Origin of the sequence: Roseovarius sp. (assembly GCF_040219995.1) — a bacterium.
GTDB lineage: Bacteria > Pseudomonadota > Alphaproteobacteria > Rhodobacterales > Rhodobacteraceae > Roseovarius.
Genome location: NZ_JAVJUC010000028.1, coordinates 1 through 26,442, shown reverse-complemented (window position 1 = coordinate 26,442; position 26,442 = coordinate 1). Strand labels below are relative to the sequence as shown.

General features: G+C 63.8%; 21 protein-coding genes. 9 read left to right on the top strand and 12 right to left on the bottom strand.

What is annotated here, in order from left to right:
- The first annotated feature begins 22 nt into the window (after positions 1–22).
- The 3 genes from mfd to RID11_RS12745 all read left to right on the top strand — a co-directional run bounded on the left by mfd (position 23) and on the right by RID11_RS12745 (position 5,829).
- Positions 23–3,481, top strand: a complete 3,459-nt coding sequence (gene mfd / locus RID11_RS12755; RefSeq protein ID WP_350139707.1) for a transcription-repair coupling factor — start codon at positions 23–25, stop codon at positions 3,479–3,481.
- 84 nt (positions 3,482–3,565) lie between these two features.
- On the top strand, positions 3,566–4,957 hold the full coding sequence (locus RID11_RS12750; RefSeq protein ID WP_350139753.1) for an amidase: 1,392 nt from the start codon (positions 3,566–3,568) through the stop codon (positions 4,955–4,957).
- Between the two features lie 68 nt (positions 4,958–5,025).
- Positions 5,026–5,829: a DUF2189 domain-containing protein gene (locus RID11_RS12745; protein WP_350139705.1), complete on the top strand. Its 804-nt coding sequence runs from the start codon at positions 5,026–5,028 to the stop codon at positions 5,827–5,829.
- On the opposite strand, the gene RID11_RS12740 is transcribed toward RID11_RS12745, so the two are convergent.
- Complete coding sequence (locus tag RID11_RS12740; protein ID WP_350139703.1) at positions 5,778–6,683, bottom strand: LysR family transcriptional regulator; 906 nt, start codon at positions 6,681–6,683, stop codon at positions 5,778–5,780. The two genes, RID11_RS12745 and RID11_RS12740, sit on opposite strands and share 52 nt — an antisense overlap.
- 91 nt (positions 6,684–6,774) lie before the next feature.
- Here RID11_RS12740 and RID11_RS12735 point away from each other — a divergent pair, with 91 nt between their 5' ends.
- The gene (locus RID11_RS12735; RefSeq protein ID WP_350139701.1) at positions 6,775–7,395 is read left to right on the top strand and encodes a class I SAM-dependent methyltransferase; all 621 of its coding nucleotides are present in this window, start codon (positions 6,775–6,777) and stop codon (positions 7,393–7,395) included.
- A gap of 16 nt (positions 7,396–7,411) precedes the next feature.
- On the opposite strand, the gene RID11_RS12730 is transcribed toward RID11_RS12735, so the two are convergent.
- From RID11_RS12730 to RID11_RS12715, 4 genes are all read right to left on the bottom strand, one after another.
- On the bottom strand, positions 7,412–7,624 hold the full coding sequence (locus RID11_RS12730) for a hypothetical protein (protein ID WP_350139699.1): 213 nt from the start codon (positions 7,622–7,624) through the stop codon (positions 7,412–7,414).
- Positions 7,621–8,781 (bottom strand): aromatic ring-hydroxylating oxygenase subunit alpha, encoded by a 1,161-nt coding sequence (locus tag RID11_RS12725; protein ID WP_350139697.1) that lies wholly within the window; start codon positions 8,779–8,781, stop codon positions 7,621–7,623. The genes RID11_RS12730 and RID11_RS12725 overlap by 4 nt, the downstream gene beginning before the upstream one ends.
- Positions 8,782–8,900: 119 nt before the next feature.
- A complete protein-coding gene (gene ilvN, locus RID11_RS12720; RefSeq protein ID WP_350139695.1) occupies positions 8,901–9,461 on the bottom strand; it encodes an acetolactate synthase small subunit in 561 nt (186 codons plus the stop codon).
- Between the two features lie 79 nt (positions 9,462–9,540).
- Positions 9,541–11,295: an acetolactate synthase 3 large subunit gene (locus RID11_RS12715; protein ID WP_350139693.1), complete on the bottom strand. Its 1,755-nt coding sequence runs from the start codon at positions 11,293–11,295 to the stop codon at positions 9,541–9,543.
- A 359-nt stretch (positions 11,296–11,654) separates the two neighbouring features.
- On the opposite strand from RID11_RS12715, the gene RID11_RS12710 reads away from it, so the two are divergent.
- A complete protein-coding gene (locus tag RID11_RS12710) occupies positions 11,655–13,535 on the top strand; it encodes a PhoX family protein (protein ID WP_350139690.1) in 1,881 nt (626 codons plus the stop codon).
- Positions 13,536–13,869: 334 nt separating this feature from the next.
- Here RID11_RS12710 and RID11_RS12705 read toward each other — a convergent pair whose 3' ends face one another.
- On the bottom strand, positions 13,870–14,469 hold the full coding sequence (locus RID11_RS12705) for a TetR/AcrR family transcriptional regulator (protein WP_350139688.1): 600 nt from the start codon (positions 14,467–14,469) through the stop codon (positions 13,870–13,872).
- 68 nt (positions 14,470–14,537) lie between these two features.
- On the opposite strand from RID11_RS12705, the gene RID11_RS12700 reads away from it, so the two are divergent.
- Positions 14,538–14,963, top strand: a complete 426-nt coding sequence (locus tag RID11_RS12700) for a VOC family protein (RefSeq protein ID WP_350139686.1) — start codon at positions 14,538–14,540, stop codon at positions 14,961–14,963.
- Positions 14,964–15,381: 418 nt separating this feature from the next.
- Here the strand turns inward: RID11_RS12700 and RID11_RS12695 are convergent, their stop codons facing one another.
- The 4 genes from RID11_RS12695 to RID11_RS12680 all read right to left on the bottom strand — a co-directional run bounded on the left by RID11_RS12695 (position 15,382) and on the right by RID11_RS12680 (position 19,703).
- A complete protein-coding gene (locus tag RID11_RS12695; protein WP_350139684.1) occupies positions 15,382–15,666 on the bottom strand; it encodes a hypothetical protein in 285 nt (94 codons plus the stop codon).
- 649 nt (positions 15,667–16,315) lie between these two features.
- Positions 16,316–16,963, bottom strand: coding sequence for a response regulator transcription factor (locus RID11_RS12690; protein ID WP_350139682.1), 648 nt, complete (start codon positions 16,961–16,963; stop codon positions 16,316–16,318).
- Positions 16,960–18,393: a cache domain-containing protein gene (locus RID11_RS12685; RefSeq protein ID WP_350139680.1), complete on the bottom strand. Its 1,434-nt coding sequence runs from the start codon at positions 18,391–18,393 to the stop codon at positions 16,960–16,962. Before RID11_RS12685 ends, RID11_RS12690 begins: the two co-directional genes overlap by 4 nt.
- Positions 18,394–18,440: 47 nt before the next feature.
- Positions 18,441–19,703 carry a SulP family inorganic anion transporter gene (locus RID11_RS12680; protein WP_350139678.1) on the bottom strand — a complete coding sequence of 421 codons (1,263 nt, stop codon included), beginning with the start codon at positions 19,701–19,703 and terminating at the stop codon, positions 18,441–18,443.
- A gap of 222 nt (positions 19,704–19,925) precedes the next feature.
- Here RID11_RS12680 and RID11_RS12675 point away from each other — a divergent pair, with 222 nt between their 5' ends.
- From RID11_RS12675 to RID11_RS12665, 3 genes are all read left to right on the top strand, one after another.
- Complete coding sequence (locus RID11_RS12675) at positions 19,926–21,008, top strand: TRAP transporter substrate-binding protein (protein ID WP_350139675.1); 1,083 nt, start codon at positions 19,926–19,928, stop codon at positions 21,006–21,008.
- Between the two features lie 112 nt (positions 21,009–21,120).
- Positions 21,121–22,011 carry a TRAP transporter small permease subunit gene (locus RID11_RS12670; RefSeq protein ID WP_350139673.1) on the top strand — a complete coding sequence of 297 codons (891 nt, stop codon included), beginning with the start codon at positions 21,121–21,123 and terminating at the stop codon, positions 22,009–22,011.
- Positions 22,012–22,025: 14 nt separating this feature from the next.
- Positions 22,026–24,383, top strand: a complete 2,358-nt coding sequence (locus RID11_RS12665) for a TRAP transporter large permease (RefSeq protein ID WP_350139670.1) — start codon at positions 22,026–22,028, stop codon at positions 24,381–24,383.
- A 136-nt stretch (positions 24,384–24,519) separates the two neighbouring features.
- On the opposite strand, the gene choV is transcribed toward RID11_RS12665, so the two are convergent.
- Together choV and choW are read right to left on the bottom strand one after the other, a co-directional pair.
- Positions 24,520–25,548, bottom strand: a complete 1,029-nt coding sequence (choV, locus tag RID11_RS12660) for a choline ABC transporter ATP-binding protein (protein ID WP_350139667.1) — start codon at positions 25,546–25,548, stop codon at positions 24,520–24,522.
- Positions 25,545–26,381, bottom strand: coding sequence for a choline ABC transporter permease subunit (gene choW, locus RID11_RS12655; protein WP_350139751.1), 837 nt, complete (start codon positions 26,379–26,381; stop codon positions 25,545–25,547). The genes choV and choW overlap by 4 nt, the downstream gene beginning before the upstream one ends.
- Between the last annotated feature and the right edge of the window lie 61 nt (positions 26,382–26,442).

Sequence of the window (26,442 nt, the reverse complement as noted above, 5' to 3'; positions counted from 1 at the left end):
GCGCGACGGAACGGGTGAGGCAATGAGCGATCACATCAAGGTGGGCGGCGCGCCCGAAGGCTTTGACGCGCGGCTGGTGCTGAAAGAGGCCGAGGCGTGCGGCGGGCCGGTCATCCATGTCGCGCGCGACGACAAGCGGATGGCGGCGATGGCGGCGGCGCTGGAGTTCTTTGCCCCCGACATGCCGGTTATCCGCTTTCCCGGCTGGGATTGCCTGCCCTATGACCGGGTGTCGCCCAATGCCGATATTTCCGCCACGCGGATGGCGACGCTGGCCACGCTGGTGCATGGCGCGCCCAAGCAGTTCGTGCTGCTGACCACGCTCAATGCCGCAACACAGCGCGTGCCCGCGCGGGAGGTGCTGCGCGAGGCCGCCTTTGCCGCCGCCGTGGGCGAGCGCATCGACGAGAAGGCGCTGCGCGATTTTCTGGTACGGATGGGGTTTTCGCAGGCCCCCACGGTGACCGAGCCCGGAGATTACGCGCTGCGCGGCGGCATCATCGACATCTATCCGCCGGGTGAGGCGGGGCCGGTGCGGCTCGATCTTTTTGGCGATATCCTCGATGGGCTGCGCCGGTTCGACGCCGCGACGCAGCGCACCACCGAGACGCTGGAGCGGATCGAGCTGGCCCCGGTGTCGGAGGTCATTCTGGACGAGGCCGCGATCCGGCGGTTCCGGCAGAATTACCGGATCGAGTTTGGCGCGGCGGGCACCGATGATCCGCTCTACGAGGCGGTGAGCGCGGGGCGTAAACATGCCGGGGTCGAGCATTGGCTGCCGTTCTTTCATGAGCGGCTGGAGCTGATTTTCGATTATCTGCCAGAGGCGTCGATCACGCTTGACGATCAGGTGGGGCCGGCGCGGGTGGCGCGGTGGGAGAGCATTGCCGATCAATACGAGGCGCGCCAGCACGCGCTGAGCCAGAAGAACCGCAGCGATACGGTCTACAAGCCGGTGCCGCCGGGTCTGCTCTACCTCGATGACGATGCCTGGCAGGCGGCGGTGGCGGATCGGCGGGTGCTGCAATTCGTGGCGTTGCCGCAGGCCACCGGGCCGGGGGTGATCGACGCGGGCGGGCGTATCGGGCGCAGTTTCGCGCCCGAGCGGCAACAGGAAAACATCAACCTTTTCAGCGTTCTGAAGGATCATGTTGACGCACGCATGGCCGAGGGGCCGGTGGTGGTCGCGTCCTATTCCGAAGGCGCGCGCGAGCGGATCGAGGGGCTGTTGGAGGATGAGGGCCTGTTGGGCGCGGTCACCATCCGCAGTGCCAAGGCGCTGGGCAAGCGCGGGCTGCATCTGGCGGTCTGGCCGCTGGAACAGGGGTTCATCGCACCGGGGCTGACGGTGATCGCCGAGCAGGACGTGCTGGGCGAGCGCCTTATTCGCGGGGCCAAGCGCAAGCGGCGGGCCGAGAATTTCCTGACCGAGGCGCAGGCGCTGAGCGCGGGCGATCTGGTGGTGCATGTGGATCACGGGATCGGGCGGTATCTGGGGCTTGAGGTGGTCACGGCGGCGGGGGCGGCGCATGAGTGCCTGGTGCTGGAATATGCCGAGAGCGCCAAGCTGTATCTGCCGGTCGAGAATATCGAACTGCTGTCGCGCTACGGCCATGACGAAGGGCTGCTCGACAAGCTGGGCGGCGGTGCGTGGCAGGCCAAGAAGGCGCGGCTCAAGGAACGTATACGCGAGATGGCCGACCGCCTGATCCGTGTGGCCGCCGAGCGCGAATTGCGCCGCGCGCCGGTGGTCGAGGCCGAGCATCACGCCTGGGAGGCGTTTGCCGCGCGTTTTCCCTATCAGGAGACCGACGATCAGCTGCGCGCGATCGAGGATGTGGTGGGCGATCTGGGCGCGGGCCGTCCGATGGACCGGCTGATTTGCGGCGATGTGGGCTTTGGCAAGACCGAGGTGGCGATGCGCGCGGCCTTTGTCGCGGCGATGTCGGGGTTGCAGGTGGCGGTGATCGCGCCGACCACGCTACTGGCGCGGCAGCATTACAAGGAGTTTGCCGAGCGGTTTCGTGGATTTCCCGTCAATGTGCGCCCGCTGTCGCGCTTTGTCAGCGCGGGCGAGGCCAACAAGACCCGCGACGCCATGGCGAGGGGCGAGGCCGATATCGTGGTGGGCACGCATGCGCTGCTGGCAAAGAGTGTGCGGTTCAAGAATTTGGGCCTGTTGATCATCGACGAGGAGCAACGCTTTGGCGTGGCGCATAAGGAGCGATTGAAGCAGTTGCGCTCGGACGTGCATGTGCTGACGCTGACCGCGACGCCCATCCCGCGCACGCTGCAACTGTCGCTCTCGGGCGTGCGGGATCTGTCGATCATCGGCACGCCGCCCGTCGACCGCCTGTCGATCCGCACCTATGTGAGCGAGTTTGACACGGTGACGGTGCGCGAGGCGCTGTTGCGTGAGCATTACCGGGGCGGGCAGTCGTTTTTCGTGGTCCCACGCATCAAGGATCTGCCCGAGATCGAGGCGTTCATGGCCGACGAGGTGCCCGAGGTGTCCTATGTGGTGGCGCATGGGCAGATGGCCGCCGGAGAGCTCGATGACCGGATGAACGCCTTTTACGACGGCAAATACGATGTGCTGCTGGCCACGACCATCGTGGAATCGGGGCTGGATATCCCGACCGCCAACACGATGATCATTCACCGCGCCGACATGTTCGGGCTGAGCCAGCTCTATCAGATCCGGGGGCGGGTGGGGCGCTCCAAAACCCGCGCTTATGCGTATCTGACGACCAAGCCACGGGTGCCGCTGACGCCCGGCGCGGAAAAGCGGCTGCGGGTGCTGGGCAGTCTCGACACGCTGGGGGCGGGGTTCACGCTGGCGTCTCAGGATCTCGACATTCGCGGGGCGGGGAACCTCTTGGGTGAGGAACAGTCGGGGCAGATGCGCGATGTGGGCTATGAGCTCTATCAATCCATGCTGGAAGAGGCGATTGCCAAGATCAGGTCGGGCCAGATCGACGGGCTGTCGGAGGCCGATGAGCAATGGGCACCGCAGATCAATCTGGGTGTGCCGGTGCTCATTCCCGAGACCTATGTGCCCGATCTCGATGTGCGGCTGGGGCTCTATCGCCGCTTGAGCGGGCTGGAGAGCAAGGTCGAGATGGAAGGCTTTGCCGCAGAACTGATTGATCGGTTCGGCAAGCTGCCGCGCGAGGTCAACATGCTGATGCTGGTGGTGCGGATCAAGGCGATGTGCAAGCGGGCGGGGATTGCCAAGCTCGATGGCGGGCCCAAGGGCGCGACGATCCAGTTTCACAATGACAAGTTCGCCTCGCCGCAGGGGTTGGTGGAGTTCATCAACGACCAGAAGGGGCTGGCCAAGGTGCGCGACAACAAGATCGTCGTGCGGCGCGACTGGAAGGGCGAGGCGGACCGGATCAAGGGGGCCTTTGCCATCGCGCGCGATCTGGCGGAGAAGGTCGTGGCCGAGAAGAAGAAGGCGAGCGGGCGCGCGGGGTGAGGTGATGTGGGGGGCGCTGCCCCCGTCGCCGCGAGGCGGCGACTCCCCCGGAATATTTCAGGCAAGATGAAGCTGGAGGTGGAGATGATCGAGGGCACGGCGGAGGGGCTGATCGGGCGAATGGTGCGGCGCGAGGTGAGCGCCGAAGCGGTGATGCGCGAGACGTTGGACCGCATCTCGGCGGTCAATCCCCGGGTCAACGCGATTGTCAGCCTGCGCGACGCCGCCGATCTGATCGCCGAGGCGCGCGCGGTGGATCAAGGCGGGCCGCGCGGGGCGCTGCACGGGTTGCCGATCGCGGTCAAGGATCTGGCCAATGTGGCGGGGTTGCCGACCTCGCAGGGCTCGCCGCTGTTCGCGGGGCAGGTGGCGGAGGGTGACGATCTCCACGTCGCGCGGATGCGCGCGGCGGGGGCGATCTTCATCGGCAAGACCAACACGCCCGAGTTTGGGCTGGGCAGCCATACGTTCAACCCGGTGCACGGTGTGACGGTAAACCCCTATGATCCCGCGCGGTCCTGTGGCGGATCGTCAGGCGGGGCGGCGGTGGCGCTGGCCTGCGGCATGCTGGCGCTGGCGGACGGGTCGGACATGATGGGCAGCCTGCGCAACCCGGCGGGCTGGTGCAATGTCTATGGCATGCGGCCAAGCTGGTCATTGGTGCCAAGCGAGCCGCGCGCCGATACCTTTCTGCATCAGTTGTCCACCAACGGGCCGATGGCGCGCAACCCGCGCGATCTGGCGCTGTTCCTGTCGGTGATGGCGGGGCGTGACGGGCGACAGCCGCATGGAATGGAGGCACCGGACCTGTCGGAGATCGCGCCGCGCGCGGCGGGGGTGCGGATCGGCTGGCTGGGCGATTGGGGCGGGGCCTGGCCCTATGAGGAGGGCATCCTGTCGCTCTGCGAGGCCGCATTGGGCGTGCTGGAGGGGCTGGGCGCGCAGGTCGAGGCGTTGGCCGCGCCCTATAGCCGCGAGGCGCTCTGGGAGGCGTGGGTGACGCTGCGGCATTGGGCGGTGTCGGCCAATCTCGGGCCGCTGCTGGAGAGCGGGCGGTTGAAGCCGGAGGCGGTCTGGGAGGTGGAGGCGGGGCAGCGCCTGAGCGCGCTTGATGTGCACCGCGCGAGCGTGGCGCGCAGCGGGTGGTTTTCCACCGCCGCGCGGCTTTTCGAGAGCCATGACGTGCTGGCCCTGCCGACCGCGCAGGTCTGGCCGTTTCCAGCCGATGAGGTCTATCCGCGTGCGATAGCCGGGCAGGCGATGGACACCTATCACCGCTGGATGGAGGTGGTGGTGCCGGCCTCGCTGGCGGGCTTGCCGGTGGTGGCGGTGCCGGCGGGGTTCGGGCCGCAGGGCCTACCGATGGGGCTGCAACTGATCGGCAAGCGCGGGGCCGACCGGCAGTTGCTGGAACTGGCCGAGGCCTGGCACGCAGCGACCGATTGGCCGGGACAGCGCCCGCCGGTGCTAAGCTGAGTTCAACTTGCATCTTTTTATAAGATGCGCCTGCCGCTAACCTTTGCCGAAACGGGAGAGGATGCGCGATGCCAGCAAGAGAGGTAAAGCCCCTGGGCGTGCCGGAGATGGGCGCGGTGCGGACGGGCATGCTGGGCGAGGCGCTGCGCCGGGGCTGGGCGGATATGCGACAGGCCCCGGGCTATGCGGTAACGTTCGCCGGGGTCTATGTGGTGATCGGGATGCTGCTGGCCTGGATCACGCTGGCCACGGGCAAGAGTTACTGGCTGATCTTCGCCGCTGTCGGCTTTCCGCTGGTTGGGCCGTTCGCAGCCGTGGGGTTCTACGAGGTGAGCCACCGGCTGAGCGAGGGCCGCGCGCTGGTGGCGTCGGAGATTTTCGCGGTGATCGCGTATCAGCGGCGGCGGCAGTTGCCGTCGATCTGCGCGATCATCATCATGGTGTTCCTGTTCTGGTTTTTCCTCGCGCATATGATCTTTGCGCTCTTTCTGGGGCTGTCGACGATGACCAATGTCTCCTCGTCGCTGGAGATTTATTTCACGCCCGAAGGGCTGAGCATGCTGGCGGTGGGCTCGGGCGTGGGGGCGGTCTTTGCGCTCCTGCTTTATAGTCTGACGGTGGTGGCGCTGCCGATGCTGCTGGATCGCGAGGTGGATTTCGTCACCGCCATGATCACCAGCCTGCATGCGGTGATCGCGAACCCGGTGCCGATGCTGATCTGGGCGGCACTGATCGCGGGGCTGACCTTTGTGGCGATGCTGCCCGCGTTCCTGGGGCTGTTCTTCGTGCTGCCGCTGCTGGGGCACGCGACGTGGCATCTTTACAAGTTGATGTGCGAGGACGGGGCGAAGGTTGCGGCAAGCGCGTCATAGACCAGCCGTATCCGGCGGCTGGTGTGCAATTCGCGGTGCGTGGTCAGCCAGACCGGGATTTCGAACCCCGGCAAGTCGGGCAGAACGCGCATGACATCGGGACAGGCGGCGGCGACCTCGTCCATCATCACGCCGATGCCGAGCCCCTTGCGCACCATTTCCCAGGCGACGGTGCCGCTTTCGGATTTCAGGGGAAAGCTGGCTTGCGTGGCGGGTATGCCGATGGCGGTGAGGCCGTCGAGCAACCGGTCACTGCCATCGAAGCCGATGAAATCGGCATCGGCGAGGTCCTGTGCCGTGACGGGTGTACCGATGCGGGCGAGATAGGATGGCGCGGCATAAAGACTGGCGCGGCTGGTATGGATCAGCCGGGCGATCAGGTCGGGCTCTGTCGGGCGCTGGTGGCGCAGGGCGATATCGGCCTCGCGGCGGCGCAGGTCGCTAAGCGCATTGGTGGCCACGATTTCAAGTTCGATGCCGGGGGCCTTGGCGCGGATATGCGCGAGTGCGGGGGGCAGGACATGGGCGGCAAGGGCGTCGCTGGCGGTGATGCGGACCTTGCCGGCGATGGCGTGGTTGCGCCCCGAGGCGGCGAGCGAAATGCGCGTCGCGGCGTCGCCCATGGCGCGGACATGCTCGACGAGATCGAGGCCCGACGGCGTGATCTCGAGACCGCGCCCGACGCGCTCGAAGAGGGCGATGCCAAGATCAGCCTCAAGGGCGCTGATCTGGCGGCTGAGCGTGGGTTGTGATTGCCCGAGGGCGCGGGCCGCCGCCGAGAGCGAGCCTTCCTCGACCGTCGCGAGGAAGGCGCGGATCTGATTCCAGTCGAAATGCATCGCGGGCCAATTCATACAAAAACGCATACATGAAATAGATAATTATGCAATTATCATGGGGCCGATTGGCGGCTATAGGCGCTACATCACATTCAGGAGCCACACCATGACCGCCGATGCCACGTTCTGGGACAAGATCGCCGACAAATATGCCGCAAGCCCGGTCAAGAATATCGCAGCCTACGAGGAAACGCTGACGCGGACGCGCGCCTATCTGGACCCGGCGGATAACGTTCTGGAACTGGGCTGCGGCACCGGGACGACCGCGCTCAAGCTGGCGGGGGATGCGGGCCATATCACCGCGACCGACATTTCGCCGCGGATGATCGCGATTGCGCAGGACAAGATCCTGCAAGCGGGGGCGGGGAATGTGACGGCGCGGGTCGCGACGGCAGCCGATATCGGGATGCCGGGCGCGGGTTATGACGCGGTGCTGGGGTTCAATTACCTGCACCTGCTGCCCGACATGGAGGGCACCATCGCGCAGATCCACGGGCTGCTGCGCCCGGGCGGCCATTTCATCTCCAAGACCGTCTGTCTGGGCCGCGCGCCGCATTTCAAGGTGCTGATCTGGGTGATGCAGAAGCTGGGCAAGGCGCCGTTCGTGCGGTGCCTTAAGGTCGAGACGCTGGAAGCTGTCATACGGCGTCAGGGATTCGAGATTGTCGAGACGGGCAACTATCCGGCGCGGCCGGTGAGCCGCTTCATCGTGGCGCGCAAGGTGTGACGGGGTGCGACCTGCGTCACGCCTCGCGGCCGTGTGCCTTGAGCCGGGCGTGGAGGGCGTGCGCCTCGGATGCCCCCGCCTCGAGCGCGAACACGTAGGCATGGGTCAGGTAGAAGCAGGACGCGTCGAGGTCGTTCACCGCGTCGGCCGCCTGCGCATAGAGCTTGATCAGCGCGCGGCGGTCGCCCGCCTCGTGCGCGCTGATCATGGTGGCGTCGAGATCCTTCATTCCGCGGCCCTCGCAAGGGCGCGATGTGCCTCGACCTTGCCCGCGACCCAATCGTGAAAGCAATGCGTGGGGCTGTCCATCACCGGAGAGAAGCGCCCGCCGTCGAAATGGGTCGCGTGGCGGCCCTTTTGCATGCCTTCGACGACGAAGATGTCCTCTTCAAACACGGTTTTCCAAAGCTGGGTGTTGCGCATGCGCAGCCCCTCGTCGCTGCGCGGCACCGAATAGTAGAGGTGAATGTGCTCGACGGTGCGCTCTGGCCCCTTCGGCTCGAGAATGATGGCGAAGGCGTGGTCGCGGTGCACGCCCAAGAGGACGTTGGGATAGGCCGCGATATATTCGGCCTGCTCGTTCCATTTCGCGCCGACATCCTCGAAATCGAGGAATTTCTCGCCGTTCTCGTTGGTCAGCTGGCGGTAGACCATCGTGCCCTGACCGGAATATTCGCCGGGTTTCTCGATGTGGTAGTGATCCTCGAGCTTGGAGTAGCTGTTGAGGCCGGGATGCACCCAGGGCAGGTGGTAGCTCTCGCAGTAATTCTCGACGGCGAGTTTCCAGTTGGTCTGGACCTCAAGCTCAAACCGGCTGTCATGGCCGCCGTGATAGAGCGGTAGGTCGAACTCGGACCAGCGGGCGATGAGGTCGGACATCGCCTCCTCGAACGGCGCGGCGTCGCCCGAGACGTTGATCCAGACGACATCGCGCCAGATATGGCTGCGCACCTCGTTGAGGCCAAGCTCATCGCGGCGGATAGACTCGTGGGTGTTGTGGCCCGGTCCGCCGACATGCGGGGTGGAGACGAGCGCGCCCTTGGTCGAATAACACCAGGAATGGTAGGGGCAGCGAATGGCGCCTTCGATCTTGCGCGGTTCCTCGACAAGGATCATGCCGCGATGGCGGCAGATGTTCTGAAAGACCCGCACGTCACCGTCCTTGTCACGGATGAGCAGCAGCGGCATGCCGAGAAATTCCAGCGGCTTGGCATCGCCCGGTTCCGGCACATCTGCGGCCACCGCAAGCCCGGCCCATTGGCCGAACAGCAGCGCGTGCTTTTCTTCCTCATAGACCGCAGGGTCGATGTAATGCGCGTTGGGCAACCCGTTGGCCTGTTCGACGCTTGCGCGCACGCGGCCAAGATCGGTCAGCGGCTGGGTCATCTGGTCTCTCTCCCGTTTGATTTAACGGGAGACTACCGGCGCGCGCGGCGTTCGGCGCATACGCTTGCGACCTCTGGATTGTCTCAAGGCGACATGCAGAGCGGGGTTTCGCGCCCCTGTCAGAGGCCGCGCGACATCGCCGCGACGCCGGTGCGGGCCATTTCCACGAGGCCGAGGGGGCGCATCAACTCGGCAAAGGCGTCGATCTTTTCCGGCGCGCCGGTGATCTCGAAGACGAAGCTGGAATGCGTGCTGTCCACGGCGTTGGCGCGAAAGATATCCGCAAGGCGCAGCGCCTCGACCCGCTTGTCGCCCTCGCCCTCGACCTTCAGGAGCGCCAGTTCACGCTCCACGCTCGCACCCTCGACGGTGAGGTCATGCACCTCGTGGACCGGTACGATACGGCCAAGCTGTGCCTTGATCTGTTCGATCACCTGCGGGGTGCCTGTGGTGACGATGGTGATGCGCGAGGTGTGCCCGGTATGGTCGACCTCGGCCACGGTCAGGCTGTCGATATTGTAGCCGCGCCCAGAGAAGAGGCCGATCACCCGCGCGAGCACGCCCGGCTCGTTATCGACGATCACGGTGAGGGTATGGGTTTCCTGCACATCCGAGAATTGCGGCCGCAGGTTATAGGCCGAATGCTTGGACGAGCCTTTTTTGATTTTCAGCGGGGACATTTATGCGTTCCTTGTTGAGGCGGTTTTGTCCCGGAATTTTTCAAAAATTCCGGGACGTTTTCTTTTCAAGAAAACGGGCTCACACCAGCACCGCGCCGCCTTCCTTGATGGCGTCCTTGGTGCTTGCCTCGCCCAGGAGCATCTTGTTGTGCGGCTCGCCCGACGGGATCATCGGGAAGCAGTTCTCGTGCTTCTCGACGAGGCAGTCGAAGATCACCGGCCCGTCGTAATCGAGCATTTCCATGATCGCGTCATCGAGATCGGCGGGGTCCTTGCAGACGATGCCTTTCGCGCCGAAGGCCTCGGCCAGCTTCACGAAATCTGGCAGCGCCTCGGACCACGAGGACGAGTAGCGCTCGCCGTGCAGGAGTTCCTGCCACTGCCGGACCATGCCCAGCCGCTCGTTGTTGAGGATGAACTGCTTGACCGGCAGGCGGTATTGCACGGCGGTGCCCATCTCCTGCATGTTCATCAGCCACGAGGCTTCGCCGGCGACGTTGATCACCAGTGCCTCGGGATGGGCCATCTGCACCCCGATGGAGGCCGGAAAGCCGTAGCCCATGGTGCCAAGCCCGCCAGAGGTCATCCAGCGGTTGGGGTCCTCGAAGCCGAGATATTGCGCCGCCCACATCTGATGCTGGCCGACCTCGGTGCAGATGTAGCGGTCATGCCCCTTGGTCAGTTCCTCGAGCCGGTGCAGCGCGTATTGCGGCTTGATCGTCTTGCCCTGCTGCTTGAACTTGAGGCAGTCGACCTTGCGCCATTCCTCGATCCGTGCCCACCATTTGGCCAGACCTTCGCCATTCACCTTGCGGCCGCGTGATTTCCAGACCTTGAGCACGTCCTCGAGCACATGGGCGATATCGCCGACGATGGGGATGTCGGTCTTGATCACCTTGTTGATCGACGACGGGTCGATGTCGATATGCGCCTTGGTGCTGTCGGGGCTGAACGCATCCAGCCGCCCGGTGATCCGGTCATCGAAACGCGCGCCGATATTGATCATCAGGTCACAGCCATGCATCGCCATGTTGGCCTCGTAAAGGCCGTGCATGCCCAGCATCCCCAGCCAGTGCTTGCCGCTCGCAGGGTAGGCGCCGAGGCCCATCAGCGTGGAGGTGATTGGAATGCCCGTGGCCTCGACCAGTTCGCGCAAAAGCTGGCTGGCGGCGGGGCCGGAGTTGATCACGCCGCCGCCGGTGTAGAAGACAGGGCGCTTGGCCTTTTCGATGGCGGCGACCAGATCGGTGATGCCCTCGATATCGCCCTTGACCTGCGGCTGGTAGTGATGCGTGCGCGCCTGTCGCGGACCGACATAGTCGGCGGAGGCGAATTGCACATCCTTGGGTATGTCGATCAGCACCGGGCCGGGGCGGCCCGAGGTGGCGACGTGGAACGCCTGATGGATCGTGTCCGACAGGGTCTTGGTGTCGCTGACCAGCCAGTTATGCTTGGTGCAGGGGCGGGTGATGCCGACGGTATCGGCCTCCTGAAAGGCGTCGGTGCCGATCATGAAGGTCGGCACCTGACCGGTGAGGACGACCAGCGGGATGCTGTCCATCAGCGCGTCCGTCAGGCCGGTGACGGCATTGGTGGCCCCGGGGCCCGAGGTCACCAGCACGACACCCGGCTTGCCGGTCGAACGGGCATAACCTTCGGCGGCATGCACCGCGCCCTGTTCGTGGCGCACGAGGACGTGACGAATGTCGTTTTGCTGAAAGATCTCGTCATAGATCGGTAGCACGGCGCCACCGGGATATCCGAATACGACGTCCACGCCCTGATCCTTGAGGGCCTGAACCACCATTTTCGCTCCGGTCATCTGACGTGTCATGTGCTTGTGCTCCGTGTATGACGTCATTTCAATTCGCATAAAAAAGCCCCCGGTCGTGAGACGGGGGCGCATGGGGAACCATCAGGGTGTCCGTTACCGGCCCATGCGCCACGTGCCTACGATGTCTACTAGCGTGTCCATCCCGCGCGACTCCTTTGCTGCGTGGCGGAGACATTAGGTCTGGTGGGCGGGGGCGTCAAGGCGATTTGGCGGATAAAATGTCGCCGGAAGGGGCGTTTTCTTTGCATTTGTTGCGTGAATTGGCGGTGATCGGTTGGATGGGGCCGAGATACGCGGGTGTTACAGGAATCAGTCATAGTCCGACGGGTCACAATCGCAGCCAGCCACGGGGGCCCGCCATGCATGATTTCGATGATCTTCACCTCTCTGCCGATGACTGGGACGAATTGCACGATCCGCGCCCCGAAGAGAGCGATTTCGACCGGGTGATGGCGGCGGCGCTGTCGCGGCGCGGGTTCCTGTCGGGGCTGGTGGCGGTCGGCTCCGGGGCGGCGGCGATGGGGCTGGGTGCGGTGCTGCCGGGTGCGGCTGAGGCGGCGGAGCGGTTCGGCTTTGTCCCGATCCCGGCGCAGACCGATGGCACGGTGCATGTGCCCGAGGGCTATGACTGGAAGGTGCTGATCCGCTGGGGCGATCCGTTGTTTTCGGACGTGGCCGGGTTTGACAATGCCACAGGCGGCGCAGCAGGCGACGCCGACCGGGTGTTCGGCGAGAACACCGACGGGATGGAACTGTTCAGCGTCGGCGACCGGCAATTGATCGCGGTGAACCATGAATATGTGAACCGCGACGTGAACCTGCCGCAGCGCATGGATGGCGCACCCGAAAACCTCGAAGATGTGCGCAAGTTGCAGAACCTGCAGGGCGTCACGGTGATGGAGGTGGCACCGGGCGACGATGGCTGGCGGGTGGTCACCGACAGCCCCTATACACGGCGGATCACGCATCTGACGCCGATGCGGATCAGCGGGCCTGCGGCGGGGTATGACCTGCTCAGGACCGAGGCCGATCCGAGTGGCACGCAGGCGTTGGGCACGTTCAACAATTGCGGGTCCGGGCGGACGCCCTGGGGGACGTATCTGACCTGCGAAGAGAATTTCAACGGCTATTTCGGTGCCTCCGACGAGGGGACCGCGCTTCCCGAGGATTATGCGCGCTACGGTATCCGGGCCGAGGGTAGGGGGTATGATTATCACAAGTATGATCCGCGGTTCGATGTCTCGAAGAACCCGGGAGAGCCGCGCCGGGCGGGCTATGTGGTCGAGATCGACCCCGCCGATCCGGCCTCGACCCCGGTGAAGCGCAGCGCGCTTGGCCGGTTCAAGCATGAGAACGCCGAGGTGGTGCTGGCGCAGGACGGGCGCGTGGTGGTCTATATGGGCGATGATGAGCGGGGCGAGTTCCTGTACAAATATGTCTCGGACGCAGCCTATGTGCCCGGCGGCGACACCGGGGCGCTGCTCGACGCGGGCACGCTCTACGTGGCGCGGTTCCTCGACAATGGCTCGGGCCAGTGGCTGGCGCTGACGCCCGAGACCACGGGGATGAGCCAGGCGGAGATCTGCATCCTGACGCGGCAGGCGGCCTCTACGGTGGGGGCGACGACGATGGACCGCCCCGAATGGGTGGCGGCGAACCCGGTCATGGCCGAGGGCTATTGCGCGCTGACCAACAACAAGAACCGCGGGATCAAGCCCAATGCAGGCGGCGATGCGACGCCGGTGGGCGGCCCCAACCCGAGGGGCGAAAACCGCTATGGCCAGATCGTGCGCTGGCGGCCTGCGGGGGCGGACCATGCCGCCGACGATTTCACCTGGGATCTCTACGTGATGGCGGGCAATCCCGGCGTCCACGAGGGGGCCGATGCGGGCAGCGCCAATATCCACGCGGGCAATCTCTTCAATTCGCCCGACGGGATGGCGTTCGACAGCACCGGGCGCCTGTGGATCCAGACCGATGGCAGCGACAGCAACGAGGGCGATTTCGCGGGCATGGGCAACAACCAGATGCTGGTGGGCGACCCGGTCTCGGGCCGGATCGAGCGGTTCATGACCGGGCCGAACGGGTCCGAGGTCACCGGGCTGTGCTGGTCCGCCGACCGGCGCGCGATGTTCGTCGGCATCCAGCACCCCGACGCGCCATTTCCGGATGGCGAGGGGCGGCTGCCACGCTCGTCCGTCGTGGTGGTGACCCGCAAGGATGGCGGTCTGGTGGGGTGAGGCATGCGGGGCCCGGCACTGCGGTGCCCTTGCTTCGATGCGGATCCGGCTGGGGTGGGCCGGGAAAGGCGCTTCGCGTCGTGGCGGCGGGTCAGGGGGCCTTGCGTCCTATGCTGCAAATGCGTTCGGCTCCTGTCAGCGCGCCGTGGACCCACCACGCTAGACGCAAAATTGCGAGAGCTGACTTTCGCTGCACCGTGCATGAATTCACACAGTGCGGGACAAAAGGTGAATTCGCTGCGGCTGCGCCAAGGTCTGCTTTCGAGAAACCGAGACGGCAAAAACGGTCGTTTTTGGGAGATTTTGAAAGAGCCGTTTGAGCGCATAGCGATGACTATAAAAGTGGCTCGGACTTTCTCTGGACAAGGATTGTAAGGAGCGAGGCAATCGCATTCTCATAAGCCTTGATGTCTGCTCCCGCATCACAGGCCAGTGCGGCCCGATCAAACATCGCCGATACCAAATCCGCGCAGATATCAATCTTGATGGTCGAAGCATTTTCCCCCAGCGCATCCTTAATCCCGTGACGCAACTCCCGACCGCCAGTTTCCATATCTATCCGGCGCATCTCTTCTGGGCCTAAGACGGCTGGACCTTCTAGCAATAATAACCGCACTCGCCCCGGCTTGCGCATGGCTTCAAAGTAGGCATTTGCCCCATGAACTAGCGCTTCTACGGAGGTTATTGCGTGGGCCGAATTAGCTTCGATCTCTCTGGCGATCTGTGCGGCTTCAGCCTCCGCTACAGCCTGAAACAACGCCTGTTTATCCTTAAAATGATGATAGAGCGCACCACGCGTCACCCCTGCTTGCTCTACGACTTCGGGGGTTCCCGTGGCTGCATACCCTTTCTCGATGAATAGGCGGCGAGCGACCCCAAGCAACGCACTGCACGTTTCTTGACTACGGTTTGAGTTTGAACGTCTCTCTTGCATACATACAGCCTGCATGTTAATTCATCATTTACATACATTGTGTATGTTTTTGTAAAGGAGCGCAAGCGATGAAACTGACCCAATACTACCCTGTTCTCATGGTAGAGGACGTTGCCGAGATCAGCACATTTTACCAGACGCACTTCGGTTTCCGGTCTCTTTTCGACAGCGATTGGTATGTGCATCTGCAATCAAGTGATGACGAGAACGTCAATCTTGCGATCCTTCAAGGGGATCACGAGACGATCCCCGAAGTGGCGCGTGGCCGTGCATCAGGAGTGCTGCTGAACTTCGAAGTAGAGGACGTGGATGCGATTTACGAGAATCTTAAAGCCAAGGATTTACCCATGTTGCTTGCGCTTCGTGACGAACCTTTCGGTCAAAGGCATTTCATAACGCGCGACCCGAGCGGCGTGCTGATCGACGTGATCAAGCCCGTTCCCCCGAGCGAAGAATTCCTTGCTCAATTCGCTGATGAAGCGTTACCCAAATGAGTCGACTTCTTGGGCTGATAATTTGCATTAGCCCAAGATCAACACTGCCAGAAACCGTCGTTTTTGGCATGAAACGCCCGATCACCAAGATCATTGAAAATTCTTGTGACCCAAACCCTTGGCAGAACTGACTTTGATTTGTCACGTTTTGGCCGCGCTTCAAAATGCGGACATTTGACCGTCGCGCAGCATTCTGAACTATGGGCTCTCACACGTCATTCGCCGCGTGATCCACTAGTGTCGGCTCTGGGAAACAACGCCGTTCACTGCAAGGGCATGAAGGATCGAGATGCGGACAAAGCGGGCTTTCGTTTCGGCTGCGACACTAGCCCAAAATGTGGAGAGCAAAAAACGCATCGCTTATATAGTTCCCAATTTTGCACGAAAAGAGCATGTGCTCTGGCATCCGTTTTTAGATCTAAGATTTTGGCGAAACCGTCCAGGTTTGCTTATTGATGACTAACGCATTGAAGCTGTTCGTCTGCTCTAGGCGATAGTGAGCAGCATCCGCTGATGTACGAAGTCGCGCAAAAATCTCAGTCATGCCAAGTTCGAAAAATCGTGCTTGCAAAGAAATGTCCGCACCATTCGCCCACTTGATAATCAAGCCATGTTTGTTGCGTGGGACTTGGAAGAGTACGATTTCTTTGATGTCCCGCCAATTAAAGTGATGTTCTGCATCACGACGAAAGAACAATCGCATTCGACACGTAAAACCGTCTTCCCTGAAGCAAATGTTCCCGCCAACCCGCTGCGGAGTGAGGAGCAAGTATAAGGCTGTACCAACGAACAGGGCCGCAATAGCTGACAGCCAATTGAACAGAGGGGGCCAGTCTAGAACACTTTCAATTCCGTCATGGTACACCGCGAGAGGGATCGGAAACCCAACGAGACCCCCAAGAATAAGGAGACACACACCCAGTCTAAGGTTGATCCAACGTGCGGGTCCAATATCTTCTGGCATCGGCTTTCAATTGCCTCCGAATTCACATTGCCACACGGTGGCATAACGCAAGCCCTGAAGCACGCATCATTTGGCAGAAGCCTTTTACACGTATGACGGCACGAGGTTGGTTGTGAGCCACATATAATACAGCATGCTTGGCCCTCTGCCGCTGTTAGGTCACTCGCAGCAAGTTCGCCTTTCCGGTAGCGCCGAATGGGCTCACAGCCCAAGTTCGCCGCACTTGGTACGTAAGGCCGCTTTCGGCGGCTTTCGGGACATCGTCCGGAATTTGCAAGGCCCGCTGCGCTGCGCATGACGTTCGCCCGATCCATGCGAGGCTGCGCTTGAAGCGTATCGCGTCCGGGTCCTGCAAGGTGACCGTCCGCGGAAACGCAGGGGTGCCGCGTCAGAGCCGCACGCCGGTGCCCTGGAGGACGCCGTGTTCCAGCGCGTAGCGGGTGAGGCCTGCGGTCGAGGAAATGCCCAGCTTGCGCTTGATGTTCTTGCGGTGGGTTTCGACCGTGCGCACCGAGATATCGAGCGTCTCGGCCACCTCGCGGTTGGATTTGCCCTGCGCCAGTTGCAGCAGGATGGTCTGCTCGCGGTTGGTCAGTTGCTCGCGGTCGGGCGCGTCGAACGGCGCAAGTGAGCCCTGTGCGCCGGTGCAGAGATACCGCTGCCCGGCCATGACCGCGTCGATGGCGCGCTTGATCTCGTCGGTGGGCACGTCCTTGAGCACGTAGCCCGCAGCACCGTGGCTGAGCGCCGAGGAGATGTATTCGGGGCTGTCATGCATGCTGAGGATCAGGATGCGGGTGCCGGGGCGGCGTTCAAGCAGGAGTTCGGCGGTCGACAGCCCGCCCAGCCCCGGCATGTTGAGGTCGAGCAGGATCACGTCGGGGCCGAGGTCTTCGACCCGGTCGATGATCTCCTGCCCGGTGCCGCAGGTGGCGATCACCGCGACGTCCTCGTAGCTTTCGAGAATCGACTGGATGCCTTCGGCGACCATCGGGTGGTCGTCGACGATCACGACGCGGATCGGGGGTGTGGTCATGCCTGTGCCTTTGTCCTTGGGGCGGGGTCGGGTTGGCCCTGCGGCTGCAAGAGGTGGGTGAGGGGGACCGAGGCCTCGATCCCGGTGCCCGATTTCGAGGAGGTGATGCGCAGCGTGCCGTCAAGCTGGTCGATGCGTTCCTGCATGTTGCGCAGCCCGAGGCCGCTGCTGCCGCCCTGCCGGGCCTGTGCCTCGTCGAGGCCGCAGCCATTGTCGGTAATCCGCAGGGTGGCCCCGTTGAGATGGCCGCGCACGTCGATCGCCACATGGGTCGCGCCGGAATGGCGCTCGATATTGGTGAGCGCCTCTTGTGCCACGCGGTAGAGCGCGATCTTGGCCTCGTCATCGAGCCGGTTGCGGAACACGACAGTGGTGAACTCGGTCTCGATGCCGGTGCGTTTGCCGAAATCCTCGGCCAGCGCCTTGATCGCGGGCCCGAGCCCGAGATCGTCGAGCACGCCGGGGCGCAGGTCGCGGCTGATGCGGCGCACCTCCTGGATGGCGCCCGAGAGGTGGGTGATGCCACGCTCCAGCGTGTCGGCGGCGCGCGCATCGCCCGCCGCCAGCCGCCGCTTGGCGGTGTCGAGCGCGTAGCGCACGCCGACGAGGATCTGGCTGATCCCGTCATGCAACTCGCGCGCGACGCGGCCGCGCTCTTCTTCCTGCGCGTCGAACACCCGCTGGGTCAGCCGCTTGAGCTTGGCATCGGCGAGGCGGCGTTCGCGGATATTGATGAAGAGCCCCGACACGAAGACGAAGAGCAGCGCTGCCAGCATCGCCGCCCCGATGTAGAGAAAGGTGCGTTCGACCCGGGCCTCGACCTTTTCGCGGGACTTGGCCACGGTGGCGACCACGTCGTCGATGAAGACGCCGGTGCCGATGGCCCATCGCCAATCCTGAAGCCCCGCCACATAGGCCACCATCTGTGCGCGTTCGCCGGTCGAGGGTTTGGGCCATTCATAGCTGTGATAGCCGCCGCCCGAGCGCGCCAGCCGGATCAGTTCGTCGGTGATCGGGCGGCCCGAAGGGTCTTCGAGCCCGGTCCAGTTGCGGCCGATGAGTTCGGTGCGGCGCGGGCTGACGAGGTTGGTGCCCTCATAGTCGAAGACGAAGAAATAGCCGTCCTGCCCGTAGAGCATGCCCGCGAGGATCTGTGTGACCAGCAGCTTGGCGCGGTCGTCATCGGGGGCGGCGCGGCCGTAGATGTTCACGACGGCGGTGCGCGCGATGGAGAGGTAATTCTTGAGTTCCGCGCGTTTGGCCTCGATCAGCTGCGCCTCCAGCGTCTCGATCTCGCGTTCCGCCAGTTGCCGCGATTGCAGCGTCACCACGACCGAGATTGCCACCGCCGTCAGGATCAGCGGCAGCGTCGCGATCAGGAAAAGCTTTTGCCCGTAATTGAGCCGCAGGCGGGAGATGAGCTGTCTCATGGTTCAGCGATACGGCGAAATCCGCGCGATATCCAGTATTTCGCGCTTCACCGGTCGGGTGTGTCCCAGTCGGCGGGCGGCACGTTGCGCCGCCGCAGCCGCAGCGCGAGGCCAAGCGCCACGCCGGTGCCGATGGCCACGGTCAGATCCGCCAGCACCGTCAGGATGAGGGTCAGTAGCAAGAGCGCCAGATCGGCGCGCGGCAGGGCCATGTAGCCGCGCCATTTCTGCGGCTCGGCCATGTTCCACGCGGTCAGGATCAGCAGGCCTGCCAGCGCGGGCATCGCCAGATAGCCCGCGAGCGGCGCTGCGAGCAGCATCACGATCAGGATGGTGAGCGCGTGCACCATGCCCGCCACGGGGGTGAGCCCGCCTGCGCGCACATTGGTGGCGGTGCGCGCGATGGCCCCGGTGGCGGGCAGTCCGCCGAAGAGCGCCGATCCGATATTGGCCGCGCCGCCCGCGATCACCTCGGCATTGGGGCGGTATTTGCCGCCGATCATCCGGTCGGCGACCGAGGCCGACAGCAGCGATTCCACGCCTGCGAGGAAGGCGATCACGAGGGCGGAGGGCAGAAGTTCGGTGATCCGCGCAAGGCTGAGGTCGGGCAGGGCGGGCATCGGCAGGGTTGCGGGCAGCGCGCCGTAACGCGCGCCGAGCGTGTCCACGGGCAGATGCCACAGCGCCACCGCCGCCGAGGCTGCCGCTACGGCGACGATGAGGCCGGGATAACGTGGTGCTGCGCGGCGCAGGACGACGATCAGGGCCATGGTGCCGAGGCCGATCATCAGGGCGGCACCGCTCAGCGTGTCGCGCGCCTGCCAGAGCACCGCGATCTTGTCGAGGAATTCACCGGGCAAGTCCTCGGTGGTCAGGCCGAGAAGGTCGCGGATCTGGCTGGTGGCGATGATGATCGCGATGCCGATGGTAAAGCCGTGGATCACCGGCTCGGGGATATGGCGCACGAGGCTGCCTGCGCGCAGCGCGCCCGCGATCAGCAGGATCGCCCCGGCCATCAGCGTGGCGAGGATCAGCCCGTCAGGACCGTACTCGGTGATGACGCCGTAGACCACGACGATGAACGCCCCCGTCGGCCCGCCGATCTGAACCCGGCTACCGCCGAGTGCCGAAATCAGGAAACCGCCGATGATCGCGGTGGTCAGCCCGGTGGCGGGGTCTGCGCCCGAGGCGATGGCGATGGCGATGCTGAGCGGCAGAGCCACCATCGCGACGGTGATCCCTGCCAGCACATCCACGCGCAGCATCGCGGCGGTATAGCCGGGCAGGGTGCTGAGGATCTTGGGCTTCATGCACCGTTTGAACACCCGCGGCGCGGCCTGTTCAAGCGCCATTTCGGTGGTTTCGGGCACCGCATGCGGAGCGCGCGAAGAATTTACCGGGAAAATGCCCGTTCTACGCAGTACTAGGTATTCTCAGAGTCAGAAACGCTGTCTAATGTCCGCGCACTCAAACGGGTCCGGGTGCCGCCGGAGCGAGGGCGGCATCTTTGATAATGGGGAGGAAAACCAACAATGGATCGTCGTTCTTTTCTGAAAAATACTGCTCTGGGTGGCTCTGCCGCCGCTGCGACCACACTGGCCGCACCGGCCTATGCGCAAGGCAATCGCACGCTGACCATGGTCACCACATGGGGCCGCGGTCTGGCCGGTGTGTTCGACGCCGCACAGCGCGCCGCCGACAACATCAACGGCATGGCCGACGGCGCATTGACCATCGAGGTCAAGGGCGCCGGTGAACTGGTCGGCGCCTTCGAGGTGTTCGACGCGGTGACCGCCGGTCAGGCCGATCTCTATCACGGGGCGGATTATTATTTCGTGGGTCAGCACCCGGCCTACGCGTTCTTTACCTCGGTGCCGTTCGGGATGACCGCGCAGGAACTGGTGAACTGGTATTACCATGACGGCGGTGCCGCGTTCCACGATGAGCTGGGAGAGATTTTCGGCCTGAAATCCTTCCTCGCGGGCAATACCGGCGCGCAGGCCGGTGGCTGGTTCTCGAAAGAGATCAACGGGCCCGAGGATTTCAACGGGCTCAAGTTCCGGATGCCGGGTCTGGGCGGTCTGGCGCTGGGCAAGCTGGGTGCATCGGTGCAGAACCTGCCCGGCTCGGAAGTGTATCAGGCGCTGGCCTCGGGGGCGATTGACGGCACCGAATGGATCGGCCCCTGGGCGGATGAAAAAGCCGGTTTCCAGGAGATCACCAAGACCTATTACACCGCCGGGTTCCATGAGCCGGGCGCGGGTCTGTCGATCGGCATGAACCGCGACGTGTTCAACGAACTGACGCCGGCGCAGCAGAAGATGGTCGAGATCGGCTGTGCCGAGGCGCATCAGTGGAACCTCGCGCAGTTCCTGGCCAACAACGGTGCGGCGCTGCAGCGCCTGCAATCGGCCGGTGTCAAGACGATGGAATTCCCCGACAGCGTCTGGGATGCCTTTGGCGAAGCGTCGAACGCCGTGCATCAGGAAAACATGGGCGACGACATCTACAAGCGGGTCTATGACAGCTACATGGCGTCGATGGCCTCTTCGTCGTCGTGGATCCAGAAATCCGACGGTGCCTATACCGCGCAGCGCGACCGGGTTCTGGGCTGATCCGCGCCAATATCGTACCATGACAGGCGGGCCCCGGCACCTCCGGGGCCTGCCACGTTACCCAACAGGGGGCGCTGCGGCCCGGCAGAGGCCGCGCGCGTGAGGGGGAGAGATGCTCGACGCTGTTCTCTGGCTGATCCAGAATATCGGCATGGCCTTTTACAATCTGGGCTATGCGCTGACCCATCCGGGCCTGTGGCTCGACTGGTCCGACAAGGAAGCGATCATGCGCTTCGTCTATTACGGCGGGTCGGTGGAGCTCTTCTTTGTCGCCTTTACCGCCTTTTTGGTGATCACCGGGATCGGCATGTGGAAACACGCCTTTCTGTGGGGCTGTGTGCGCGGGCTGGAAGGCTTTGCCAACACGGTGGGGCGCTTTTTCGCCTGGGCCGGGCTGATCATGGTGATCCAGCAGATCATCATCGTCTTCATTCAGCGCATCATTGCCCGGCCCGATATCGTTCTGGGCTTTGGCATCCCGCTGCAATTCGACATCAGCTGGTGGGCCGAGGAGCTCAAGCTCTATAACGCGATGATCGTGGCGCTGTGCTGCACCTACACCTTCGTTCAGGGCAGCCATGTGCGGGTCGATCTGTTCTACGCACCGGTGCGGCACGGCACCAAGAAGGTGATCGACATGTTCGGCTCGATCGTCTTCATGATGCCGATGGCGGTGCTGACATGGATGTATGGCTGGTATTTCATGTGGCGGCACCTGATCACGCCCAAACCGTCGGCCTCGGACACGCTGGACCGGCTGATCCTCAAGGCGCGGGCGGTGCGATGGAACGTCGAGACCATCGGCTTCAGCCCCAACGGGTTCAACGGCTATTTCCTGTTCAAGGTCCTGCTCGTGGCCTTTGCGGGCATGATCTTTCTGCAGGCCTGCGCGTTTTTCTGGCGCTCCTGGCTGGAGTGGAGGGAAGGGCCGGAGAGCCTGAACAAACATCTCGACCGCGACACGCTGGGCGCGGGCGAAGAAGCCTATGAAGGCACGCATTAAAGGAACTTTGGGACATGCTATTCGGACTTGATGGCGTCGAGATCGGCCTGATCATCGTCTTTATGTGCCTCTTCGGCGGCATCCTGTCGGGCTTTCCGGTGGCCTTTGCCATCGGCGGGGCCGGGGTGGTGTCGTTCGCGATCATCGCGGGGCTTGATAGTGCGGGGCTGCTGATCCATCAGGCGATCGACACCGGCAGCGAGGCCTATGACGCGCTGGTGGCGAGCGGGGTGCGGCCCGACGCGATCTCGATCTTCCGATACCCCGATCTGCCACGCATGGCGCAGCCGGTGTTTGACCGTGGCTGGGAGGTGGCGCTGGATCGCAACGTGTCGTTCATCGTCAACCGCATCAACGAGCGGGTGCTGGCCGGGGCTGCGATCGAGACGCTGCTGGCGGTTCTGATGTTCGTGATGATGGGGATCACGCTGGAACGCTCGAAGATCGCCAATGACCTGCTGACCACAATGGCCAAGGTGTTCGGCCCGCTGCCCGGCGGTCTGGCCGTGTCGGTGGTGGTGGTGGGCACCTTCCTTGCCGCCTCCACGGGGATTGTCGGTGCGACGGTGGTGACAATGGGCCTGCTGAGCCTGCCCACGATGCTGCGCGCGGGCTACTCCCCGCAGATCGCGACGGGTGTGATTGCGGCCTCGGGCACGCTGGGTCAGATCATTCCGCCCTCGATCGTGATCGTTCTGCTGGGCACGCTGGCGGGCGATCTCTATTCCGTGGCGCAGGACAACCGGGCGATTGCCGCCGGGTGTTCGGATGCGCTGACCTTTCTGGGCGAGCCTGCGGTGGTGTCGGTGGGCACGCTGTTTCAGGCGGCGCTCTTGCCGGGCATCCTGCTGGCGCTGCTTTATGCGCTCTATGCCTTTGGCTATGCGCTGGTGAATCCGTCGAAGGCCCCGGCGGTACAGCTGGGCGGCGGCACCGGTGGCGAGGTGATCACGCGCGGCGAGGGCTTTACCTGGTTCCTGGGCGTGCCGGTGGCGCTGATCGCGGGCACGATGCTGCTCTCGACACTGGGCATGGTGGGCACGCAGAACCTGACCATCGACAGCTTTACAGACATGGGCGAAACGGCATCCCTGCGCACCAATGTGAGCCCCGAGTGCCAGACCTCGATGATCGAGTTGCACGGGCAATCGGCCTGGGATGCGGCGGTGGCCGAGCAGGAGGCGATCGATGAGGCGGGCGGGGTTGAGCAAAGCGTGCGTCTGAGCCCCGAGGAGATCGAGCAACTGCGGCTTGAGAAGATCGCCGATGCCGCCCCCATCGGGACCGGCGTGGCGACGATCATGGTGCTGCTGGGCCTGACGCTGGCGATTGCGCGCGGTGTGGCCCCGTCGGCCAATCCCGCGCCGCTGTTGATAGGGGGGCTGGGTATCGTGCTGGGGCTTCTGGCGGATATTCTGCTCATCTCGCCGACCATGTCGTCGGGGGTGACATGGTTGATCCTCGCGATCCCCGTGGCGATGGCGCTTTATGGCTGTGCCCAGGGCGCGATGCGGATGGCCCGGAACGAGCTCATTCGCGTGGTCTTTCCGCCGCTGGTGCTGATCGTGGCGGTGCTGGGCTCGATCCTCGGCGGGATCACCAATCCGACACCGGCGGCGGCGCTGGGGGCGGGCGGGGCGATCATGCTGGCGGCCTATCGCAAGCTGCGCGATCAGGACCGATCGCCCCGGATCATCCTGTTTTCCACGCTTGCCGTGGTGGTGGCCATCCTGATCGGGATCAATTTCGATCTGCGGATCAACAACGAGGTGGTCAGTTTCGAGAGCTGGGTGGCGTTCCTTGCGGCCTATGCGGCCTATCTCTATGCCGCCTTTGGCCTGCTCTTTGCCTGCTGGGTGCTGTTCACCGGCGGGGTGCTGACCCCGGTGGTGCGCGAGACCGCCAAGGTCACGAGCATGGTGTTCACCATCCTGATCGGCTCGCAATTGCTGAACCTCGTGGTGATCAGCTTTGGCGGCGAGCATTACATTCAGGAATTCCTCAAGAGCTTCGACAACGAGTTCAAGGTCTTCCTGATCGTGATGCTGGTGCTGTTCATCCTCGGGTTCGTGCTCGATTTCCTGGAGATCATCTATATCGTGATCCCGATTGTCGGGCCGGTGATCTATGGCGGCAGTTTCGATCCCAAATGGGTGACGATCATGATCGCGGTGAACCTGCAGACCTCATTCCTGACGCCGCCTTTCGGCTTCGCGCTGTTCTACCTGCGGGGGGTTGCGCCGAAGGAGGTGACGACCGGGCATATCTATCGCGGGGTGTTGCCGTTCGTGCTTATTCAGGTGGCGGGGCTGGCGATCCTGTGGTTCTTCCCGGATATCGTGACGATCCTGCCGGCGCTGATGGCGAATTGAGGGGGGTGGCCTGATCGTGCCGCTACCATAAGCCGCGCAGCGTCGTGCCGCCCCCCGGCGCGGCGGCCCTTTGGGCCGCGTTTCGCGCAGGTGCCTCAATCCAATACCGCTTGATCCGGCAACAACCACCTCGGCCTCAGCCGCGCGGGTCGAGCAGCTTGGCGAGGATGCGGTTGCGGGTGATCTGGCCGAGGAGTTTGCCGTTCTCCTCCACGCCCACCGGCGTGTCGTGGCCCTGTGCCTTTTCCATCACCTGCTGAATGGTTGCGTCGGGCGGCACCGTCGAGGTGGGCGTGCCGGTCGCTGCCTCCATCACGTTGCGCGCGCAGAGCACGCCGAGCGGGTTCATATGGGCCACGAATTCGGCCACATAATCGGTCGCCGGGTTGGTGAATATCTCCTGCGGGGTGCCGCATTGCACGATGCGTCCGCCTTCCATGATGGCGATCCGGTCGCCCAGCTTGAACGCCTCATCAAGGTCGTGACTGACGAATATGATTGTGCGCCCCAGCTTCTTTTGCAGGTCGATGAGCTCGTCCTGCAAGTGGTTGCGGATCAGCGGGTCGAGCGCCGAGAACGGCTCGTCCATCAGCAGGATCGGGGCATCGGTGGCGAAGGCGCGGGCGAGGCCCACGCGCTGCTGCATGCCGCCCGACAACTCGCCCACCTTGCGGTCGGCCCAGTCGGAGAGATTGACGAGGGCAAGCTGATCGGTGACGCGCTGTGCGCGCTCGTCCTTTGGGATGCCCGCAAGTTCGAGGCCAAGGCCCACATTCTCGGCCACCGTGCGCCATGGCAGCAGGCCGAATTGCTGGAACACCATGGCGATATGGCGTTGACGCAAGCGGCGCAGGGTGGCGGCATCGGCATGGGTCACGTCGACCATCTGCGTGCCGTCATGCACCTCGACCATGCCGCGCGCCACCGGGTTGAGGCCGTTCACGGCCCGCAGCAGCGTGGACTTGCCCGAGCCCGACAGGCCCATCAGCACGAGGATCTCGCCGGGGGCCACTGACAGCTTGCAATCATGCACACCCAGAACCTGCCCTGTGGCGTGCTGGATATCGGAGCGCGATTGCCCCTCGTCCATCAGGGGCAGGGCGGTCTCGGGCGCGTCGCCGAAGACGATGGAGACGGATTTGAAATGAACGCTGACCTCGGTCATTTGCGGCCCTCCATGCGCAGCATCCGGTCGAGCACGATGGCGACGACAACGATCATCAGGCCCGACTCGAACCCGAGTGCGATATTGACCGTGTTGATCGCGCGCAGAACCGGCACGCCGAGACCGTCCGCGCCCACCAGCGCGCCGATCACCACCATCGAGAGCGACAGCATGATGGTCTGATTGAGCCCTGCCATGATCTGCGGCAGGGCGTAGGGCAACTCCACCTTCCACAGGGTCTGGCGGTTGGTGGCACCAAAGGCCTGCGCCGCCTCGAGGAGCGGCTGTGGCGTGTTGGAGATGCCCAGATGCGTCAGGCGGATCGGGGCGGGCACCACGAAGATCACCGTGGCAATCAGCCCCGGCACCATGCCGATGCCGAAGAACACGATGGCCGGGATCAGGTAGACGAAGGGCGGCAGCGTCTGCATCAGGTCGAGCACCGGCCGCATCGCGTCATAGAGCCGGGGGCGATGGGCGGCGGCGATGCCGATGGGCACGCCCATGGCCATGCAGAAGATGCAGGAGGACAGCACCAGCGTGAGGCTTTCGGTGGTTTCCTCCCAATAGCCCTGATTGAGGATGAAAAGGAACCCGAGCGCCACGAAAAGGCAGGTCTTCCAGTTGCGTTGAAGCGCCCATGTGAGGCCCACGAAGACGGCGATGATCACCAGCGGATGCGGGGTTTGCAGCACCCACAGAAAGGCGTCGATCAGCGTTTCCATCAGGATGGCCAGCGCATCGAAGAACCCGGCGGCATTGTCTTGCAGCCAGAGGAAGAAATCCTCGGCCCATGTCCCCACGGGGATCTTGTGATCGCTCAGCCACTCCATGGAAAAGCCTCGACTATTGAATTTTTGAAAGAACGAAAGACGCGCCGCCCGCGGCAGGGCC

Bases quoted from the DNA above. Each gene is read 5' to 3' on its own strand.
- mfd (WP_350139707.1), top strand. From the start codon at position 23: ATGAGCGATCACATCAAGGTGGGCGGCGCGCCCGAAGGCTTTGACGCG.
- RID11_RS12750 (WP_350139753.1), top strand. From the start codon at position 3,566: ATGATCGAGGGCACGGCGGAGGGGCTGATCGGGCGAATGGTGCGGCGC.
- RID11_RS12745 (WP_350139705.1), top strand. From the start codon at position 5,026: ATGCCAGCAAGAGAGGTAAAGCCCCTGGGCGTGCCGGAGATGGGCGCG.
- RID11_RS12740 (WP_350139703.1), bottom strand. From the start codon at position 6,683: ATGAATTGGCCCGCGATGCATTTCGACTGGAATCAGATCCGCGCCTTC.
- RID11_RS12735 (WP_350139701.1), top strand. From the start codon at position 6,775: ATGACCGCCGATGCCACGTTCTGGGACAAGATCGCCGACAAATATGCC.
- RID11_RS12730 (WP_350139699.1), bottom strand. From the start codon at position 7,624: ATGAAGGATCTCGACGCCACCATGATCAGCGCGCACGAGGCGGGCGAC.
- RID11_RS12725 (WP_350139697.1), bottom strand. From the start codon at position 8,781: ATGACCCAGCCGCTGACCGATCTTGGCCGCGTGCGCGCAAGCGTCGAA.
- ilvN (WP_350139695.1), bottom strand. From the start codon at position 9,461: ATGTCCCCGCTGAAAATCAAAAAAGGCTCGTCCAAGCATTCGGCCTAT.
- RID11_RS12715 (WP_350139693.1), bottom strand. From the start codon at position 11,295: ATGACACGTCAGATGACCGGAGCGAAAATGGTGGTTCAGGCCCTCAAG.
- RID11_RS12710 (WP_350139690.1), top strand. From the start codon at position 11,655: ATGCATGATTTCGATGATCTTCACCTCTCTGCCGATGACTGGGACGAA.
- RID11_RS12705 (WP_350139688.1), bottom strand. From the start codon at position 14,469: ATGCAAGAGAGACGTTCAAACTCAAACCGTAGTCAAGAAACGTGCAGT.
- RID11_RS12700 (WP_350139686.1), top strand. From the start codon at position 14,538: ATGAAACTGACCCAATACTACCCTGTTCTCATGGTAGAGGACGTTGCC.
- RID11_RS12695 (WP_350139684.1), bottom strand. From the start codon at position 15,666: ATGCGATTGTTCTTTCGTCGTGATGCAGAACATCACTTTAATTGGCGG.
- RID11_RS12690 (WP_350139682.1), bottom strand. From the start codon at position 16,963: ATGACCACACCCCCGATCCGCGTCGTGATCGTCGACGACCACCCGATG.
- RID11_RS12685 (WP_350139680.1), bottom strand. From the start codon at position 18,393: ATGAGACAGCTCATCTCCCGCCTGCGGCTCAATTACGGGCAAAAGCTT.
- RID11_RS12680 (WP_350139678.1), bottom strand. From the start codon at position 19,703: ATGAAGCCCAAGATCCTCAGCACCCTGCCCGGCTATACCGCCGCGATG.
- RID11_RS12675 (WP_350139675.1), top strand. From the start codon at position 19,926: ATGGATCGTCGTTCTTTTCTGAAAAATACTGCTCTGGGTGGCTCTGCC.
- RID11_RS12670 (WP_350139673.1), top strand. From the start codon at position 21,121: ATGCTCGACGCTGTTCTCTGGCTGATCCAGAATATCGGCATGGCCTTT.
- RID11_RS12665 (WP_350139670.1), top strand. From the start codon at position 22,026: ATGCTATTCGGACTTGATGGCGTCGAGATCGGCCTGATCATCGTCTTT.
- choV (WP_350139667.1), bottom strand. From the start codon at position 25,548: ATGACCGAGGTCAGCGTTCATTTCAAATCCGTCTCCATCGTCTTCGGC.
- choW (WP_350139751.1), bottom strand. From the start codon at position 26,381: ATGGAGTGGCTGAGCGATCACAAGATCCCCGTGGGGACATGGGCCGAG.